Annotated in this window: 18 protein-coding genes; 10 read left to right on the forward strand and 8 right to left on the reverse strand. The window is 52.0% G+C overall.

The window, feature by feature from the left end; translation table 11 throughout:
* Positions 1–89 precede the first annotated feature (89 nt).
* The 3 genes from EHW58_RS03785 (at position 90) to pyrF (ending at position 2,348) form a co-directional block, all read left to right on the forward strand.
* A complete protein-coding gene (locus EHW58_RS03785; RefSeq protein ID WP_370517823.1) occupies positions 90–377 on the forward strand; it encodes a LapA family protein in 288 nt (95 codons plus the stop codon).
* Positions 378–380: 3 nt separating this feature from the next.
* Positions 381–1,550 carry a lipopolysaccharide assembly protein LapB gene (gene lapB, locus EHW58_RS03790; protein WP_077579240.1) on the forward strand — a complete coding sequence of 390 codons (1,170 nt, stop codon included), beginning with the start codon at positions 381–383 and terminating at the stop codon, positions 1,548–1,550.
* An 87-nt stretch (positions 1,551–1,637) separates the two neighbouring features.
* Positions 1,638–2,348, forward strand: a complete 711-nt coding sequence (gene pyrF, locus EHW58_RS03795; protein ID WP_152794834.1) for an orotidine-5'-phosphate decarboxylase — start codon at positions 1,638–1,640, stop codon at positions 2,346–2,348.
* Between the two features lie 196 nt (positions 2,349–2,544).
* Here the strand turns inward: pyrF and EHW58_RS03800 are convergent, their stop codons facing one another.
* The 6 genes from EHW58_RS03800 to pspF all read right to left on the reverse strand — a co-directional run bounded on the left by EHW58_RS03800 (position 2,545) and on the right by pspF (position 8,936).
* Positions 2,545–3,360: an ATP-binding cassette domain-containing protein gene (locus EHW58_RS03800; protein ID WP_046073490.1), complete on the reverse strand. Its 816-nt coding sequence runs from the start codon at positions 3,358–3,360 to the stop codon at positions 2,545–2,547.
* A complete protein-coding gene (locus EHW58_RS03805; protein ID WP_046073489.1) occupies positions 3,344–4,351 on the reverse strand; it encodes an oligopeptide/dipeptide ABC transporter ATP-binding protein in 1,008 nt (335 codons plus the stop codon). The genes EHW58_RS03800 and EHW58_RS03805 overlap by 17 nt, the downstream gene beginning before the upstream one ends.
* A complete protein-coding gene (gene sapC, locus EHW58_RS03810) occupies positions 4,351–5,238 on the reverse strand; it encodes a putrescine export ABC transporter permease SapC (RefSeq protein WP_077605955.1) in 888 nt (295 codons plus the stop codon). Before sapC ends, EHW58_RS03805 begins: the two co-directional genes overlap by 1 nt.
* Positions 5,225–6,187: an ABC transporter permease subunit gene (locus EHW58_RS03815; RefSeq protein ID WP_077638498.1), complete on the reverse strand. Its 963-nt coding sequence runs from the start codon at positions 6,185–6,187 to the stop codon at positions 5,225–5,227. The genes sapC and EHW58_RS03815 overlap by 14 nt, the downstream gene beginning before the upstream one ends.
* 3 nt (positions 6,188–6,190) lie before the next feature.
* Positions 6,191–7,810: an ABC transporter substrate-binding protein SapA gene (gene sapA / locus EHW58_RS03820; protein ID WP_046073486.1), complete on the reverse strand. Its 1,620-nt coding sequence runs from the start codon at positions 7,808–7,810 to the stop codon at positions 6,191–6,193.
* A 130-nt stretch (positions 7,811–7,940) separates the two neighbouring features.
* Positions 7,941–8,936 carry a phage shock protein operon transcriptional activator gene (gene pspF / locus EHW58_RS03825; RefSeq protein ID WP_152794835.1) on the reverse strand — a complete coding sequence of 332 codons (996 nt, stop codon included), beginning with the start codon at positions 8,934–8,936 and terminating at the stop codon, positions 7,941–7,943.
* A gap of 209 nt (positions 8,937–9,145) precedes the next feature.
* Here pspF and pspA point away from each other — a divergent pair, with 209 nt between their 5' ends.
* The 7 genes from pspA to EHW58_RS03860 all read left to right on the forward strand — a co-directional run bounded on the left by pspA (position 9,146) and on the right by EHW58_RS03860 (position 15,391).
* Positions 9,146–9,814, forward strand: a complete 669-nt coding sequence (gene pspA / locus EHW58_RS03830) for a phage shock protein PspA (RefSeq protein WP_077666150.1) — start codon at positions 9,146–9,148, stop codon at positions 9,812–9,814.
* A gap of 20 nt (positions 9,815–9,834) precedes the next feature.
* Positions 9,835–10,065, forward strand: a complete 231-nt coding sequence (gene pspB / locus EHW58_RS03835; RefSeq protein WP_046073483.1) for an envelope stress response membrane protein PspB — start codon at positions 9,835–9,837, stop codon at positions 10,063–10,065.
* Positions 10,062–10,451: an envelope stress response membrane protein PspC gene (pspC, locus tag EHW58_RS03840; RefSeq protein ID WP_152794836.1), complete on the forward strand. Its 390-nt coding sequence runs from the start codon at positions 10,062–10,064 to the stop codon at positions 10,449–10,451. Before pspB ends, pspC begins: the two co-directional genes overlap by 4 nt.
* A gap of 50 nt (positions 10,452–10,501) precedes the next feature.
* Positions 10,502–11,893, forward strand: a complete 1,392-nt coding sequence (locus EHW58_RS03845) for a YcjX family protein (protein WP_152794837.1) — start codon at positions 10,502–10,504, stop codon at positions 11,891–11,893.
* Positions 11,894–11,904: 11 nt separating this feature from the next.
* Positions 11,905–12,927: a YcjF family protein gene (locus tag EHW58_RS03850; protein ID WP_152794838.1), complete on the forward strand. Its 1,023-nt coding sequence runs from the start codon at positions 11,905–11,907 to the stop codon at positions 12,925–12,927.
* A gap of 318 nt (positions 12,928–13,245) precedes the next feature.
* Positions 13,246–14,787 (forward strand): transcriptional regulator TyrR, encoded by a 1,542-nt coding sequence (gene tyrR / locus EHW58_RS03855; RefSeq protein ID WP_152794840.1) that lies wholly within the window; start codon positions 13,246–13,248, stop codon positions 14,785–14,787.
* Entirely contained in the window at positions 14,768–15,391 is a 624-nt protein-coding gene (locus EHW58_RS03860) for a GNAT family N-acetyltransferase (protein ID WP_227486489.1), read from the forward strand. Before tyrR ends, EHW58_RS03860 begins: the two co-directional genes overlap by 20 nt.
* Before the next feature lie 133 nt (positions 15,392–15,524).
* On the opposite strand, the gene pyk is transcribed toward EHW58_RS03860, so the two are convergent.
* Positions 15,525–16,970 (reverse strand): pyruvate kinase, encoded by a 1,446-nt coding sequence (gene pyk / locus EHW58_RS03865; protein ID WP_077579246.1) that lies wholly within the window; start codon positions 16,968–16,970, stop codon positions 15,525–15,527.
* Between the two features lie 158 nt (positions 16,971–17,128).
* Complete coding sequence (locus EHW58_RS03870; protein WP_046073477.1) at positions 17,129–17,983, reverse strand: MurR/RpiR family transcriptional regulator; 855 nt, start codon at positions 17,981–17,983, stop codon at positions 17,129–17,131.
* Positions 17,984–18,138 lie beyond the last annotated feature (155 nt).

Raw genomic sequence — 18,138 nt, forward strand, 5'->3', positions numbered from 1 at the left:
AGCAAACGTTCACAGTGACAAGTGCCTCGCATCTTGTCGTTCTGCCATAATTGAAGAGGCACTAGGCCTTTCGCAATGAGGGAATACTTGTGAAAATACTCGGCATTCTGTTTCTGGTGTTATGTTTTCTGACCACCTTGGCGCTGGGAGCGCAAAACCAAGATGTGGTCAACTTTAACTACTTAATCGCCCAAGGTGAGTTTCGTCTCTCTGTTATCTTGGGTATTGTCTTTGTCATTGGCTTTGGCATCGGCTGGTTAGTCTGCGGTGCGTTATACCTAAAAGCGAGAGTGACCGCTCGAGGGCTGCGTAAACAGGTGGAAAAGCAACGCAAAGAACTTGATAAATTGCGTACGGACCCGCTAAAGGAACAATAATTCATGCTAGAGCTGTTGTTTCTGTTGCTCCCTATTGCCGCCGGTTATGGCTGGTACATGGGTAACAGGAATGCTCGTCATCGACGGCAAGAACAGTCACATCACTTGTCTCGCCAGTATGTGGCGGGGCTGAATCTGCTGCTGTCTGAACAGTCTGATAAAGCGGTTGATCTGTTTATTGAGCTTTTACAGGTCGACAATGAGACCATTGACACTCACCTTGCCCTAGGCAACCTGTTTCGCTCTCGGGGCGAAGTCGATCGCGCCATTCGCATCCACCAAAACCTGATTGCTCGCCCTAATCTGACGCTTGATCAACGTAACCTTGCCATGCAACAACTGGCCAAAGATTACATGGTCGCCGGGTTTTTTGATCGCGCAGAGAAGATATTTTCTGAGCTAGTGGATGAGCCAGATTATCAAGAATTTGCCCTTCAGCAGTTGTTAGCCATCTTTCAGCAAACCCGAGAGTGGGAAAACGCGATTGATACCGCGAGCAAACTGGTCAAAATGGGCAAACAAAAATTACGTAAAGACATCGCTCATTTTCACTGCGAACTGGCGATGCAACAGCTCGCCGATGGCGACGAACATAAAGCACGACAATGGCTACGTCGCGCCTTGTCGTATGATAAAAGTTGCGTGCGCGCCAGCTTGAAGCTGGCCAAGCTTGATATTGAGCACCAAGATTATAAAGGCGCCATCAAGCAGCTAGAGAACATCCTTGAGCAGGATGCGGATTTTGTCAGTGAGGCGTTACCACTGTTGGCGGAGAGCTATCGCGCGTTAGGACGTGAAATGCACCTGGTTCGGTTTTTAAAAGAATGCATTGAAAAGAATGCTGGGGTGAGCGCGGAGTTGATGCTATCAGAAGTGATCGGTCACAACGAAAATATCGCGATGGCGCAAAGCTTTCTCACCCGCCAGCTTACTCGCAATCCGACCATGCGCGGCTTTCACAAGTTAATGGAATACCATGTTGAGCAAGCGGAAGAGGGACGCGCAAAAACCAGTCTGAACACGCTAAAAGACTTGGTGGCGGAACAGATGAAAGTGAAGCCGCATTATCGTTGTCGAAAATGTGGTTTCTCGACCCACTCGCTCTACTGGCAATGTCCTTCTTGCAAAAGCTGGGGGGCAATCAAGCCAATTCGAGGGCTTGATGGTGAATAATGGCGATGCGCAAGCATCGCCGTTTTTTTATCTATCGCGGCGGTATACCTGCTGAGATGAATCGTAAACAAGGAACTAGGAGACAACATGCACGACCCAAAAGTCATTGTGGCACTTGATTATGCGAATATGGACCACGCCTTGGCCTTTGCCGAGAAGATAGAACCAGGTTCATGTCGCTTAAAAGTGGGCAAGGAAATGTTCACCTTATTTGGGCCGGCATTGATTAAGCAGCTGCATGCGGGTGGGCACGAGGTTTTTCTCGACCTTAAATTTCACGATATCCCGAACACGTGTGCACGAGCGGTCGCGGCAGCGGCAGAGCTGGGTGTTTGGATGGTCAACGTCCACGCCGCTGGCGGGGAACGAATGATGGTTGCTGCACGTGAAGCCTTAGTGCCTTATGGGGGCAACCGCCCTTGGCTGATTGGTGTGACCGTGTTAACCAGCATGACGGCGGTGGATTTGGCAGACAGTGGTATTCAGATATCGCCACAGGCGCAAGTGCAGCGCCTTGCGGGTCTGACGCAGCAGGCAGGCCTTGATGGTGTTGTTTGCTCCGCGCAGGAAGCGAGCCTGCTTAAGGCACAGTGTGGGGACGCCTTTAAATTAGTCACGCCAGGTATACGCCCAGCCGGGAGCGACAAGGGTGACCAACGCCGAGTGATGACGCCCGAGCAAGCGGTACAAGCCGGCTCTGATTATCTCGTCATAGGTCGCCCTGTCACGCAAGCGGCGGACCCCGCTGCTGTGCTTGCGTCAATTAACCAATCGTTGAATGACCAAAGTGCCGAGTAACTCGGGTTGCGAGTAACTTAAGCTCCTAACACTAGCGTTTACTAGCAATCGCGTTTACTAGCAATTGTGGTTGCCAATAATCGCCGTTGCTAATGACTGAGCTCGCCAATGTTTCAAGCTAAGCGCTTGACGAGGTAGAGAGCGGCAGGGGACGCGTTAACAGAGCGGCCATGGATCGCGCCGCTCGTGTTCGTCATTATGGGCGGGCGCTGACTGATTTGCGCGACCGCCTATCCAGTACCGGTGCGGTAAAATGACTGTCAATCAGCCTTTGTGTCAAGCTGTGTTGCGGGTTGGCAAAAATGTCAGCGGTATTACCCGATTCCACCACGTCGCCCTTTTGCATCACCATCAGCTTGTCGGTGACATGTTTGATCACCCCCATATGCTGCGACACATACACGTAAGACAAGCCCATCTCATCTTGAAGCTCAAGCAGTAAGTTAATGATTTGCGAGCGCATGGACATGTCGAGACCATTTAACGCCTCGTCGGCGACAATGACACTCGGTTGCAAAATTAAAGCCCTGGCGAGTGATACCCGCTGTTTTTGGCCGGTTGCCAGCATCTGCGGATAAAAGTAAGCATGCTCCGGCAGCAAGCCGACCCGCAACAGGGTGTTCTTAATGCGCTTACCTCGCTCTTGCGGGGTCATATTGGTGTTTCGCCGCAAGGGGCCTTCTAAGATTTGGCCGATTTGGTTGCGTGGGTTGAGCGACGTGTTCGGGTCTTGGAAGATCATCCGAATCAGCTTGCAGCGGGTTTGGTAATCTTTGTAACGCAGCGTCTCACCATTGACCCGGATTTCGCCTGCCGTTGGCTCGATAACGCCAGCAATCATGCGTGCTAGGGTTGATTTTCCTGAGCCATTCTCGCCCACAAAGGCAATGGTTTCCCCGACATCCAAAGAAAAAGAGACCGGCTTCACCGCGTGGGTGACACGCTTTCTCAACCACCCTGTGCGGTGGTGATAATCTTTGGTGAGCCCATCAATTTCAAGAAGAGCGGCCATGCTTGTTCTCCATGTTGAGCGGGAAATGACAGGCAAATTTATGGTTTTTCACTTTTTGCGTATGAGGCGTTTCGACACATTTACGTTGTGCGTACGGGCAACGCGGCCCCAGTCGACAACCGATGGGCAGATGCTGCAGTGGTGGTATTGAGCCAGGCAAGGTTTCGAGCTTGCTCTTGTGGGGAATGTCGCGGCTAAAATCAGGCATTGTCCGTAATAAAGCATCCGTGTAAGGATGGTGCGGCGTGGTTAAAATTTGCTCGCGGTTGCCGGACTCTACCGACTGGCCACAATACATCACGGTGATCCTATCGGCCCAACGCGTCACCAAGGTGAGATCATGACTAATCAGCAAGATTGTCGTGTTAGATAACTGATTGGTGCGACTCAGTAAACGGAATATCTGCGCCTGAGTAATGGGATCTAAATCGTTGGTCGGCTCATCCGCAATCAATAGGCGAGGGCGGTTAGCAATCGCCATTGCAATCATCACCTTTTGACACTCGCCATCGGTAAGCTCATACGGATAGCTTTCCATCACCCGCTTGTGATCCTTGATGCCCACTTTATGCAGCAAGGCGATAGAATGCTGCTTGCGCCAATTTAAGCGTTGCCACCAACTGCCGGAAAATGACGCGGGTGGAATGGCCTCTTCAAGCTGATGACCCACTACTTCGGATGGGTCAAGACACGTGGAAGGCTCTTGGAAGATCATCGCAATGTCTTTGCCGACCACATGGCGACGTTCGCGCGCGGGCAGTTCTAATAGGTCGATATTACCCAAGCGCAATCGGTCGGCGGTTACATGCCATTGATCCTTAGTGACGCCGCAAATAGCTTTGGCCACCAAGCTTTTGCCTGAGCCGGATTCCCCCACCAAACCACGAATCTCACCGTCATTGATGGTCAAACTCATACGGTCGACGGCTTTCACCATACCTTGTGGGGTTTCTATCTCTATGGTCAGGTGTCGAATATCAAGTAACGGCATTATTCAGTTCCTGCATTGATGGCTTGGCTGATCCCCTCACCAACTAGGTTAACAACCAACACACTGAACGCAATCGCCATTCCAGGCAGAGTGACAGTCCAAGGCGCCGTGAAAATCAGCTCGACAGAATCCCCTAACATGGCGCCCCATTCTGGCGCCGGCGGCTGTGCTCCAAGGCCTAGAAAGCCGAGTGCGGCCACATCAAGAATCGCCACCGAAATCGCGCGGGTAATTTCGGTACTCAGTACTGTGACGATATTGGGCAGAATCGAATGGTAAAGCAGATAAAAATCATTGGCACCGTCCAAGCGCGCGGCAATGATATAGTCTTTCCCTATCTCATCGTGTACGGCCGTATACACCGCGCGGATAATCCGTGGAATGAGTGACAGCCAGATAGCGAGCAATACTTGGGTTTCGCCCACCCCTAAAAAGGCGACCACGATAATGGCCAACAGTAACGAAGGAATAGAGAGAATACTATCTAGGATATGATTCAACACACTCGATTTGAGCCCCTTGGTCATCCCGGCTAGCACGCCAATCGCGACCCCGACAAGTGACGCGGCCAATGCGGTCATCAGTGCATAACCAAAGGTGAGCCGAGAGCCGGCAATCAGGCGCGAGAGCATATCGCGGCTAAGATCATCGGTCCCTAAAAAATACTCAATTTGCCCTGACTGCACCCAAGAGGGCGCCATCAGTAAGTGACCTGTTTGATGCTGCGGGCTCCACGGGGCGAGTAGAGGGGCAAATAAGGTGACAAGGATGAGCCCAACCAGGCACCAAAAGCCAATCACCGCAAGCTTGTTGCGACGAAATGCATTCCAGGTGCGCTCAAATTGGGTAGGGATATGCTGTTCAACGTAAACACTATTTGAGGGCATACCATTTTTTCCTTACCAGCGGGTTCATAAAAGCCCCTAATACATCCGAGATGATATTAATCAGTAACACAAACCCACCAATGACCAAGACGCCGCCTTGTACTGACACATAATCTTTAGCGATGAGCGTATCGAGCAGCCAGCGCCCAATTCCAGGCCAGTTGAATACTGACTCAACGATGATGACAAAGGTCACCATGGTGGAAACCAGTAGGCCAAAATTAGGGATGATCGGTGGAATGGCGTTTTTCATCCCATGGCGAAGCACTATTTCCGTTTTTGATAGTCCCTTGGTCGCTGCCGCTTTGATGTAGTTCTGGCGCATCACATAAGCCATGGAGTCGCGCACCATCTTGATGATCTCTGTGGTAGGGACCACCGCAAGGGTCAAGGTGGGAAGTGCGAGGTGACGGACAATATCAGAGGCGACCTTGCCTTGTAGCGGTAAGTCTGACAGCCATAAATCCACTAGCGCGAAACCGGAAATATGCGGGATCTCATACAAAAGGTTATAGCGCCCTGATACCGGAAACCACTGCAAGTCGAGTGAGAAAACCATGATAAAGAGGATAGCTAACCAAAATGTAGGGATGGAGAACACCACCAGGGCAAATGAAGAAATCACTTTATCTGCTGGCCCTTGGCTACGAATGCCAGCCAGCGTGCCCAAGGGCACGCCCACAATCAAGCTGATAAAGAGCGCGGCAAAGCATAGTTCCAAGGTAGCAGGCGCGACGTGTGCCAGGGTGTCAACAACCGGCGACCCACTGGCGGCCAAGCCAAGGTTTCCATCGAGCAACTGTCGAATGTAGTAAATCCAGCCTATCCAGTAATCAAATTGGTGCCACTGTGAATCGGGCGCCAGCAACATAATGTTGTAGGCGACCAAGGTGAGGATCACTAGCGTGATTAAGAACAGGTTGAGGCGTCGTAACGTATAAATCAGCATGAGTTAGTGCTCCCGCGACACATCGGCGAAACTATCCGCGCCAAAGGGCGTCATCGTGAGCCCCGTCAGGCTAGCATCACGCACTTGATGTTGAATACCGTGGGCGAGCGGAATAACGGGCATGCGACGGTCGAGAATCGTCTGAGCGGCCTGATACAACGCCTTGCGCTTGGCTATCTTGTCCGTGGCGATCGCCTGATTCAGTGTTTGGTCAAAAAAGCGGTTACACCAATTAGAAATGTTCCAACCGGTAAATTTCGCGTTGCAGGTGAGCAAGGGACGTAAAAACGTATCGGGATCGCCGTTGTCGGCTACCCATCCGGTTAATACCATATCGTGGCTGTCATCACCTTGGCGAATGGACGTGCGATTAACCGTTTTTTCCGGAATAATATTGACGTCGATGCCAATTTCACCCAAGTCCGCTTGGATTAGTTCTGCGGTTTTACGTGGGCTGGGATTAAACGCGGTCGGTTTTAGCGGCACGGTTAAATCGACACTAAAGCCATGGCGATAGCCTGCTTTGGCAAGGAGTGCTGCGGCCAGTTTGGGATCGTGCTGAGTTTTTCGGTTTGGATCGTAAGCCCATGACATAGGCGGAAGCAAGCTGGTGGCGGGCGCGCCCGTGCCATAATAGACCGAACTGAGCAGGGCTCCCCGGTCAATCGCAAGATTAATCGCTTGACGCACTTCCACTTCCGAAAGCGCAGGATGACGGGTGTTGAGGGCGATAAAAGCCACATTCATGCCCGTTTGCGACGACAAACTGAAGCGTTCATCACCGACAACCACGGGAAGCTGACTCGCAACCGGAGAGGCGAGGACATCACACTCGCCCGTCAGCATTTTCGCAAGCGTCCCTGTGCCGCGCGTTGAAACATCAAACACCACCTGCTCCATCGGCGCAGGGCCTTGCCAATACTGCCAATGGCGGCGTAGTCGAATAAACTCTCGCGGTTGATACTCAGCTAGCGCGAACGGGCCGGTACCAACCGGATAGGTATCGAGCTTCTCTGGCGTACCCGCTTCCAGTAATTGGTTAGCATACTCTTTTGAAAGGATCACCGAAAAGTTGGTGGCCAACGTGGAGAGAAAAGAGACATCGGGCCGAGAGAGTGTAAATTGGACGCGGTAGGTATCGAGCGCTTTAACTTGGGTCACCAAGCCGCCAAAGTTCATGCTATCAAACCACGGGTACTGACCACCGGAAATGCGATGAAAAGGATGGCGTGGATTAATAAGGCGACGAAAGGAAAACACGACATCGTCTGCGTTGAGGTAGCGTGAGGGGGTGAATTTGACACTGCGATGAAATGCCACGCCCCGGCGCAGAGAGAAGGTGTAGGTTTTACCGTCATCACTCACCTGCCAGCTTTTCGCCAGCATCGCCTCGGGTTGGTACGTCTCGGGGTTGAGTCGCAGCAGACGGTCATAAAGCTGACTCGACAAGGTATCAGCCGTGAGGCCGCCATCGGTCAACTGAGGGTTGAAGGTGTTAGGCTGGCCAGGGCCGCAAAACACAAAGCCACGATTGTCGGCCGCACGTTGATCGCTGGCAGCGTCACAACCTGCAAGGAGCAGACCACTCACACCCAGGATCAAATACTGGAAAAAAACGCGCATAAACCAAGTAAAATCAGCTATCAAAGTAAACCCCGTAATCTACCACTGAAACGGCTTTACCACCAAGCAAAGTAGGGGCTATCTGATGTTTCTTTGCGTGCGGGGTGTACCTATGCACGTACACGTTGCGTCAGCCGGTTTGCCCCACATGATGTTTTCGCAGCAATCCCCTGAATTGATGGTAGCTTAGGCCAAGTAACTGCGCGGCCTTTCTCTGATGATAGTTGGCTTGTGACAGGGCCGCTGTGACCAAATCGTGTTCTTGCGTGGTTTGCCACTGGCGAAGGTCCAGGGGCAATGACGGCAATGCCTCTCTCTCAATGGGCACAGGTGCCTCGGCATCCGCTGTGCGCCAAGGTGGTGAAAAAGGGTCTAAACATATCGTGTCGATGGGTGTACTAGGATCATTGTGGCGAGAGAGGGCGCGCTCAACCGCATTTTTTAACTCGCGCACATTACCTGGCCAGGTGTGAGCGAGAAGTTGAGATTGAGCCTGTGCCGAAAAGCCAGCAAACAGCGAATAGCCAAGCTCCACGGCCATTTTCATCGCGAAGTGCTCAGCTAACAACAGAATATCTTGCTGACGCTCACGCAGTGGCGGGAGGTGAACGACATCGAACGCCAGCCGGTCAAGCAAGTCGGGACGAAAAGCGTTTTGTTTGGCAAGGGCGGGTAAATCTTCATTCGTTGCACAGACAAGACGCACATCGGCACGCAGAGGAGATGTGCCGCCAACACGCTCGTATTCGCCATATTCAATCACGCGTAGCAGCTTTTCCTGCACACCTAATGGCGCGGTCGCTATCTCGTCTAAAAACAAGGTACCGCTTTCTGCTCGCTCAAAGCGCCCCGCATGCCGGCCTTTGGCGCTGGTAAAGGCACCGGCTTCATGCCCGAATAACTCTGAGTCGATCAACCCTTCGCTGAGCGCCGCACAGTTTAAGCTCACTAGTGGTTGTGACCAACGGGCGGAGAGATAATGAAGACGCTGTGCAATCAACTCTTTCCCCGTGCCGCGCTCACCCATAATCAGAACAGGACGGTTAAGCGGTGCCAGTTGGCTGACATGATCCAACACGGCGAGAAAACGGTCCGATTCACCCAGTAAATTGTCTTGTTCACGCATGGCGATTTTTACCAAATAGTGGTTTTCTTCATCATGGCCTTTTTCTCAGTTTAACGCAATCTGTTTTAACCTATTGAAAATAAACACCTTAAAAGTTGGCATGGGACTTGAATTCTATTGAGCGTGTCAGAGCCGAGTACCACGGGTTAACGCGCCACTGGCCTTAACTCTAGGGCTCATCAACGAGGAAGCGTATTAAGGAGTCTATGATGGGAATTTTTTCGCGTTTTGCTGATATTGTGAATGCTAACGTCAACGCATTGTTAGACAAGGCAGAAGATCCACAAAAAATGATCCGTTTGATCATTCAAGAAATGGAGGACACCCTCGTTGAGGTGCGTACCTCGTCGGCAAAAGCGCTAGCCGATAAAAAAGAAGTGGCGCGCAAAATTGAAAACATCGAGCGTCAGATCCAAGAGTGGCAGGACAAAGCCTCACTCGCATTGCAAAAAGATCGTGAAGACCTGGCTCGCGCCGCATTGATTGAGAAGCAAAAAGCGCATGATGTTAAAGTCGCGCTGGACGAAGAGCTGACGCTGATTAATGAAAGCGTAGAGAAGCTTGCCGGCGAAATTGCGGCATTAGAAAACAAGTTAAGCGAGACACGCGCGCGTCAGCAGTCATTGACGATTCGTCGTGAAACAGCAGGCAATCGCCGTGATGTGCGCCGTCACCTCGGCAGTGGGCGTGCCGATGAGGCAATGGCGAAATTTGAACAATATGAGCGCCGTATTGACGAACTAGAAGCGGAAGCAGACAGTTATCAAATGGGCAAAGGAAAAGGCCTAGAAGACGAGTTCGCTGACTTACAAGCGCAAGACGAGATTGAAAAAGAGCTGGCGTCTTTGAAAGCTAAAATGAAAGACAATCAATCGTAACGATACCTCAAGGAGCGGACATGTCATCATTATTTCTTGGTTTCCCACTGGCGATTTTCTTGCTGTTTGTCGCCCCATTGTGGTTATTTCTGCATTACCGCAGTAAGCGACAAGTGGCGCAAGGCTTGAGTGGGCAAGATTACGAAACACTGCAACAATTGGCTCAGCGTGCCGAAAAGCTGCAGGCACGGGTGGATAACCTAGAGCGTCTACTGGATGCAGAAGCCCCTCACTGGAGGCAACGCGCATGAGTAATACCTTGTACAGAGATCCAGAAAATGGCCGCATCGCAGGGGTGTGCGCCGGGCTTGCCAATCACTTTGGCATGGAAACCTGGTTAGTGCGCATCCTGACTGTTTCGGCATTTTTACTCGGTTTTGGGTTCTTTGTGGTGGTCGCTTATATCGCGGCGGTACTGATCCTGGATAAAAAGCCGTCAGAGGTGAGTCAAGAGCCGAGAGCCGCGCAGCAAGACCATCAAGTGAAGCAAAAACCTTGGCAATCAGGGAAGTCTGCCAGCCAATTGATCGCGGATCTCGACCGCGAGTTTAGTCACATGGAAGACAAGGTGACGCACATGGAAGCGTATGTAACCTCATCGACCTTTAACGTCGACCAAGCCTTCAAAAAACTCTAACCTCGCTGCCCTGTTTGGGCAGCTTGGCCAACTAGGAGCCATATCAACCTATGCCATCAGTGAAAAGGCGCGTGAAGCAGTGGGTGAGCCGTGGGGCTGACCGTCATGTTCGCCTCGCGGTGACCGGTCTTTCTCGTGCGGGTAAAACCGCCTTTATTACCTCTCTTATCAATCAATTGACGCATTTGGGCACAGAGCCCAACTTACCGCTGATGTCACTGGTGCAACAGGGGCGTGGGCTGGGCGCACGTCGTGAACCCCACCCGCATATGCACCTGCCAGCCTTTGACTACGACAGTGCTATGCAAGCGCTTCATCAAACTCCGCCAGTATGGCCGTCGCCGACACGTGATGTCAGTGAAGTGCGCCTTGCGGTGCGCTATCGACCGCAGTCGGCTGCCCTGAGAGCGATCAACGAAATGGCCACGCTATACGTGGACATTGTCGATTATCCCGGAGAGTGGCTGCTCGATTTACCCTTGTTAAGCCAAACCTACTCGCAATGGTCGGCCAAACAAGCTGGGCTACTCACCGGCCGTCGGGGCGAGCTGGCCTCCACTTGGACAACTAAGGCAGCGGCTCTTGACCCGTTTGCCCCTGCTGATGAAAAAAAGCTGGCGGAAATTGCTGAAGACTACACGGCGTTTTTACACCAATGCAAAGCACATGATGGCTTGCACTGGGTACAGCCTGGTCGATTTGTGCTGCCAGGTGAGTTAGCGGGCGCGCCTGTGGTGCAATTCTTCCCTTGGGTTGGTAGCCAAAATGAACACGATCTAGCCAAAGCCGGGAAAGACTCGAATTACGGGGTGCTAAAAGCGCGCTACGACTATTATTGCGAGCATGTGGTCGCCAAGTTCTACCGCGAGCATTTTGCCAAAATAGACCGGCAAGTGATCCTGGTGGATACGTTGCAGCCCCTGAATGCAGGGCCGGCGGCATTTCACGATATGCGTCTTGCCGTTGAGCAGCTGATGCAAAGTTTTAAATATGGCAAGTCAGGGCTGATGAAACGGCTGTTTTCACCACGGATTGACAAGGTATTGTTTGCGGCCACTAAAGCTGATCATGTGACGCCCGATCAACACCCAAATATGGTGAGCTTATTACAACAAATCGTTCATCAGGCGTGGCAGCAAGCTGCGTTTGAGGGCATTGATATGCGTTGTCAAAGTGTGGCCGCGATTGAAGCCACCACACCAGGCTATGTCACGGTAAAAGGCGATAGCCAGAGTGCGCTAAAAGGTGTGCTTGCAGACAACTCGCCAGTCACCCTGTATCCCGGCGATGTGCCAGCGCAGCTACCTGATGAAACATTCTGGCAAGCGCAAGGATTTGACTTTCCCTCTTTCCGTCCTCAGCAAGCGCCACTGGATGCGCCGTTACCGCACATTCGTATGGATAAGGCACTGGATTACTTGCTGGGTGATAAATTTCGATAAGCGAGGGCGCCATGACGCACTACAAGCCAAAACAAACCTTTGCACAAAATGTGGACGTAGAACGTGACACGGAAAGCGAATTACAACAAGGAACCCAATTCGAATCGGAAACCGATTTTACCCCTGTCTCGAGTGAAGAGTGGGATGCGGATCTTGATGCGACCTTAAGGCCTTCGCCACGTAAACGTCGCCGCGTGTGGCCATTTTTGCTATTGGTGACTATGCTGCTCGCCGTGTGGCAATCGGCGGACAGCGTCTATCAAAGCTGGCTCGAACGAGATTGGTTGAGTCTGGGTTGGCAGGGTCTGCTAGTCGCGGTTGCCACAACCGGACTGGTGATGCTGGGCAAAGAATGGCGGGCGATGCGTCGTTTGGTTCAGCGTGAAGCCGTGCGGGAGCAAGCGGAACAGCTGCTAAGCTGTGATGCGGTCGGGCAAGGAGAGCGGTTTTGTCAGCAATTGGCTGAGCAAACCGGGCAGGCCCAAACGGCAGCCTTTGCCAACTGGCAGCAGCAACTGGCGGCCACACATAACGACAGTGAAATTCTGAGTCTCTATGAGCAGCAAGTACTGAGTGCGCAAGATAAAGCGGCGCGTGACCTGGTAACCAAGCACGCGCAAGAGGCGGCACTCATGGTAGCGGTGAGCCCGTTGGCGGCGGCAGACATGTTGTTGGTTGCTTGGCGTAATTTTCATTTGATGACGCGTATCGCGCAGATCTACGGGATCCAACTGGGCGTTAAAGCACGTTTTCGCCTACTGAAAATGGTGCTCACTAACATGGCGCTGGCGGGTGCCAGTGAGGCGATGACCGATGTGGGCTTTGATGTGTTGTCCGTCAATATCGCTGGCCGAGTATCAGGCCGGGTGGCGCAGGGGCTCGGCATTGGCCTGCTCACCGCGCGGTTGGGGCTTAAAACCATGACACTCATGCGGCCACTGCCTTGGCATGGTCAAGCCGCGCCTAGCCTGTCACAACTTCGCCGTGAGTTGGTAAAGCGGCTGGTGGGGAAGCGTCAACAAGACGCGTCATAGTCCACGCCGGTAAGGTGGCTGGTAGGTAGACTTACCAGCCACATTGGTATTCATTGAATAATCAGTGAGTTAATTGCGTGTTCTCTGTGCTACAAACGTGACGGCGTAAGGCAAAAATCGCATCAGGGCTTGACTGTTCCCCCCAACCCGCTCAAACTCCGCTTCAGTGTCAACTTATCCTGACAGCTAATGCAGCGCATGCAGCCGCGACGATGAATGCTTCAGTAACCCGTTGAAGCGGGCATAGTTTTAGGGTACTCATCGCAAAAAGGCTTGCTGCCGGTATTGGGTATCACTGTCAAGTTACAGGAATCCATTATGAGACTGAAAGTCTGTTGTGAAGATAGGATCGGGCTTACCCGCGAACTCCTCGATATTCTGGTGCGCCGCGACATCGACCTGCGTGGTATTGAAATTGACCAGGTCGGAATCATATACCTCAACTGTCCGGAAATTGAATTCGACGCCTTTAGCCAGTTGATGTCGGAAATTCGACTCATTTCTGGGGTCACCGACGTACGCAAAGTACAATTCTTACCGGCTGAGCGTGAACATAAAGAGTTGCGAGCGTTAGTTGAAAGCCTGACCGATCCTGTGGTGTCGATTAACCTCGATGGCTACATTGATATGGCCAACAAGGCGGCGCAAGACTTGATTGGCTCGAGTGAACACCAGCTTATCGATGAACATGCAAACAGCGTGTTTCCTGACTTTCAGTTTGCCCATTGGCTGGAAAAAGAAGAAGCCAGCCAAAGCTGTCGTATGGTGGTAATGGCTGGGCTCGACTTCCTCATGGAAGTGATGCCAGTGCACATCAATGACGAAAGTGAGCAGCCTGTATTGGTGAGTGCGGTGGTGCAGCTCAAGCAGGTGGCGATGAATAACACCTCGCAAACTGTGTTCCGTACCCCGAGCGATCACGGGTTTGATCATCTTGTGGGTCAGTCAAACAAGTTTAAGCAGCTTATTAGCCAAGCGAAAAAGCTGGCGATGTTGGATGCACCTCTCTTAATACAAGGCGAAACGGGCACAGGTAAAGAAATGATAGCGCGTGCCTGTCACCGTCACTCCTTGCGCGCAGACAAACCTTTCCTACTCGTTAACTGCGTCTCTATGCCGGATAACGCCGCTGAAACCGAATTGTTTGGTATGGCGGCCGCCGAAGAAGGCGGTAGCGCCAAAAAAGGCATCTTAGAGCAAGCGGATGGCGGCACGGTATTCTTGTACGAAGTCGGCGAAATGAGCCGCCACCTGCAAGTGAAGCTATTGCGCTTTATGCAAGATGGTACCTTCCGCCGCGTGGGGGAAGAACGCGAGATGCAGGTGGATGTAAGAGTGATCTGTTCAACACAGAAAAACTTGCCTGAGCTGGTGGCGGCCCATCAGTTCCGTGAAGATCTCTTCTATCGTCTCAATGTGTTATCGCTCACTGTCCCACCACTTAGAGAGCGAACGGCCGACGTGATGCCGCTTGCAGAACTGTTCGTCAAACAATTTGCTGCCGATTTAGGGCAATCCAAGCCGCGCATCGATGAGGCGTTGGCGGACTATCTTACCCACTATGCGTGGCCCGGGAATATCCGCCAGTTACGTAATGTGTTGCTCCATGCGATGACCCAAATTGACGCAGAAGTGATGACGATTGATGACGTCCAACTGCCAGAAATTGAAAACACTCAGTTTATGAGTGAAGAGTCGATGGATGGTTCGTTAGATGAAATCATGAAGCGTTACGAGTCGGGGATTTTGCATAACCTGTATCGAAGCTACCCTTCAACGCGCAAGCTGGCTAAACGGTTGGATGTCTCGCACACCGCGATTGCCAATAAACTGCGCGACTATGGGATTGGTAAAAAGTAAGCCGATGCCGGAAGCCAGTATGTATCAGACGTCAGTGAGCCACTTCCCGCGTTTGTCCGTTGATGAGCTACGCATAGATGCCATCAGTCACGAGGACGTGACCCGGGTGGTGCAGTACTTTCAGCGCAACCGTGATTTTCTCGCCCCTTGGGAGCCTGAACGTGCGGCGGGTTTTTATACTGAACAGGGATGGAAGCGGCGTGTGCTGCAGTTGATGGAATTACAAAAGCATCAGCTGGCTTATTATTTTTTGATCGCCAAGCAAGACTCGCCTCACGTGTTAGGGGTGATTTCTTATACCAGTGTGATGCAATACCCGTCTTATTCGTGCACCGTGGGCTATTCGTTAGATGAAGCGGCACAAGGACAAGGGATCATGCGTCGAGCGCTCGCCGCGACCAATCAGTGGCTATTCGATAACGTCCATATCCACCGTGTGTGTGCTTCCTACATGCCGTGTAACCAGCGTAGTGCCAAGGTGCTAGAGGCAGTGGGGTTTGAATATGAAGGTCGAGCGCGTGATTACTTGCTGATTAATGGCCGATGGGAAGATCATATCCTAATGGCGCACATCAATCCGCACTGGCGACCTAAACCGGCCTGACCCGCGACCGTCTCACGGATGCTCCAGCAGTCACCCACAGGTAATAATAAAGGCGACCCGATTAGGTCGCCTTTTGCGTTTCTAGTATGCGCTTTGTCCGCGAGTTATTTCCATAGCAGGCGTGAGAGCACGACTATTTCACTGTCAGCACACGCATGGTGTTGGTCGAGCCAATCACTTCCATCTGATCGCCTTGGGTCATGATCACCTGGTCTCCCTCGGCCAAAAAGCCACCTTCTTTTAAGGTTTGCAGGGCGCGCTCCGCCACTTGCAAGCCGGCACCGCTGTCACTGTCAAAATACACCGGGGTAACACCACGATAGAGTGCGGCACGGTTAAGCGTGTGCTCATGACGCGATAACGCGAAAATCGGCTTACCGGATGAAATACGTGACATCATCAAGGCTGTGCGGCCCGATTCGGTCAGCGACACCATGGCTTTGACCCCTTTCATATGGTTCGCCGCGTACATGGTCGCCATAGAGACTGTTTCTTCTTGGCTATCAAACTGGCGGTCTAGGCGGTGATTCGATACGTTAACCGACGGCATCTTCTCAGCCCCGACACACACTTCAGCCATTGAGCGTACTGTTTCCAGCGGGTACTGACCGGCAGCGGTTTCTGCCGATAGCATCACTGCATCGGTGCCATCGAGCACCGCATTGGCCACATCCATCACTTCCGCGCGAGTAGGCATGGGGGCGGAAATCATTGATTCCATCATCTGCGTGGCGGTGATCACCAAACGGTTCATGCTGCGCGCGCGGCGAATGAGCTGCTTTTGTACCCCAACCAATTCTGGGTCGCCAATTTCCACACCAAGATCACCGCGCGCCACCATCACCACATCAGACGCTTCAATAATGTCGTCGATACTCTCATCACTGACCACGGTTTCGGCACGTTCAACTTTGGCCACCAAACGCGCATCCAAGCCAGCGTCGCGCGCCAAAGAGCGGGCATAGTGCATATCTTGGCCGTTGCGCGGGAAGGAGATCGCTAAGAAGTCGACGCCAATTTTGGCGGCAGTCAGAATGTCTTGCTTGTCTTTTTCCGTCAGTGCAGGGGCAGACAGGCCACCGCCTTTTTTGTTGATCCCTTTGTTGTTAGAGAGCTTGCCGCCTACCGTGACTTCGGTATGCACTTTGGCCCCTTCAACCGCCAGTACCTTGAGCTGTACGCGGCCATCATCAAGCAGCAGAATATCGCCATTGGTGACGTCCTGGGGCAGGGCTTTATAATCAAGGCCGACCGCGTCTTGGTCGCCCATGCCAGGCGAGAGCTCGCCATCTAACGTGAACTTATCGCCAACGGAGAGAGTAATGGCACCGTCTTTAAAGGTAGAAACACGGATTTTAGGGCCTTGCAAATCACCCAAAATACCCACGTGGCGGCCAAGTCGCGCCGCAATCGCGCGCACTTGATCGGCGCGTTTAATGTGGTCTTCCGCACTGCCGTGAGAGAAGTTGAGGCGAACGACGTTAGCACCAGCGACAATAATTGACTCCAACACACTGTCTTTGTCGGTGGCAGGGCCGAGTGTGGTAACAATCTTCGTTCTTCTCAGTTTTGCAGACATGATTAACTCCTATATACAGGGTGATGTTTTAAGGGATAGTGCAGAAAGGGCAACATCACCGCTAGGTCGTGGATTCGACGACATGCTGACATCAGTGTAGCGCATCAAAAACGTCGAAAAGATGACACAAAAAAGGAGTGCCAACGCACTCCTTTTAGTTAGGTCAGGGATTCTTTATGAAAGCGTGAATCGCGAATGGCTTCTTTGACACGCTTCAAGTTATCTCTAAATCCTGGGCCACGGCGAAGCGTGAAGCCTGTTGCTAGCACGTCGATAACCGTCATTTGCACGACCCGGCTTGCCATCGGCATGTATTCGTCCGTGTCTTCCGGCACATCGAGCTGGATGGTGTGGGAACACACTTTATCTAGCGGCGAGTCGCGCTGCGTGATGCCGATAACAGTGGCACCGTTTTCACGCGCTAAATTAGCCACATCGACCAAGCTTTTGGTACGCCCTGTGTGTGAAATCATCACCACCACATCGCCATCATTACAGTTAATACAGCTCATTCGTTGCATCACGATGTCGTTAAAGCACACCACCGGAATGTTAAAACGGAAGAACTTGTTTTGCGCGTCATGCGCGACCGATGCGGATGCGCCCAACCCGAAAAAGGCGATTTTTTTCGCCTGGGTTAGCATGTCGACCGCGCGGTTAATTTGGTGCGTGTCGATGCTGTTTTTCGCTACATCCAAACAGGCCATGGTTGACTCAAAAATCTTCGCCGTGTAAGCATCCGCACCATCGTTCTCTTCAACGTTGCGGTTCACATACGGGGTGCCGTTGGCCAAGCTTTGTGCCAAGTGAAGTTTAAAGTCCGGGAAGCCTTTGGTATCTAGGCGACGACAAAAACGGTTAACCGTTGGCTCGCTCACATCAGCCATCTTTGCCAAAGTCGCAATACTCGAGTGAATAGCGGTTTGAGGGGAGGCGACAATGATTTCAGCAACTTTTCTTTCAGATTTGCTGAAGTTTTCAAGATTTTTTTGTATTTTTTCCAGAGTATTCATCTGAGTTACCGCTTACGTTCAAGACCAAAGTTAAAAACTGTCGCTCGATGAGAGCGAGCATCAATGAAGTGTTAAGTGCGTCATTCACCACGGCTTTTGACTGCCGTTTAGTAACAGATAGTCTATCCTCTCGCGGATTGTAATGACATTATTAT

This window comes from Salinivibrio sp. VYel1, from assembly GCF_009377945.1.
Classification (GTDB): domain Bacteria; phylum Pseudomonadota; class Gammaproteobacteria; order Enterobacterales; family Vibrionaceae; genus Salinivibrio; species Salinivibrio siamensis.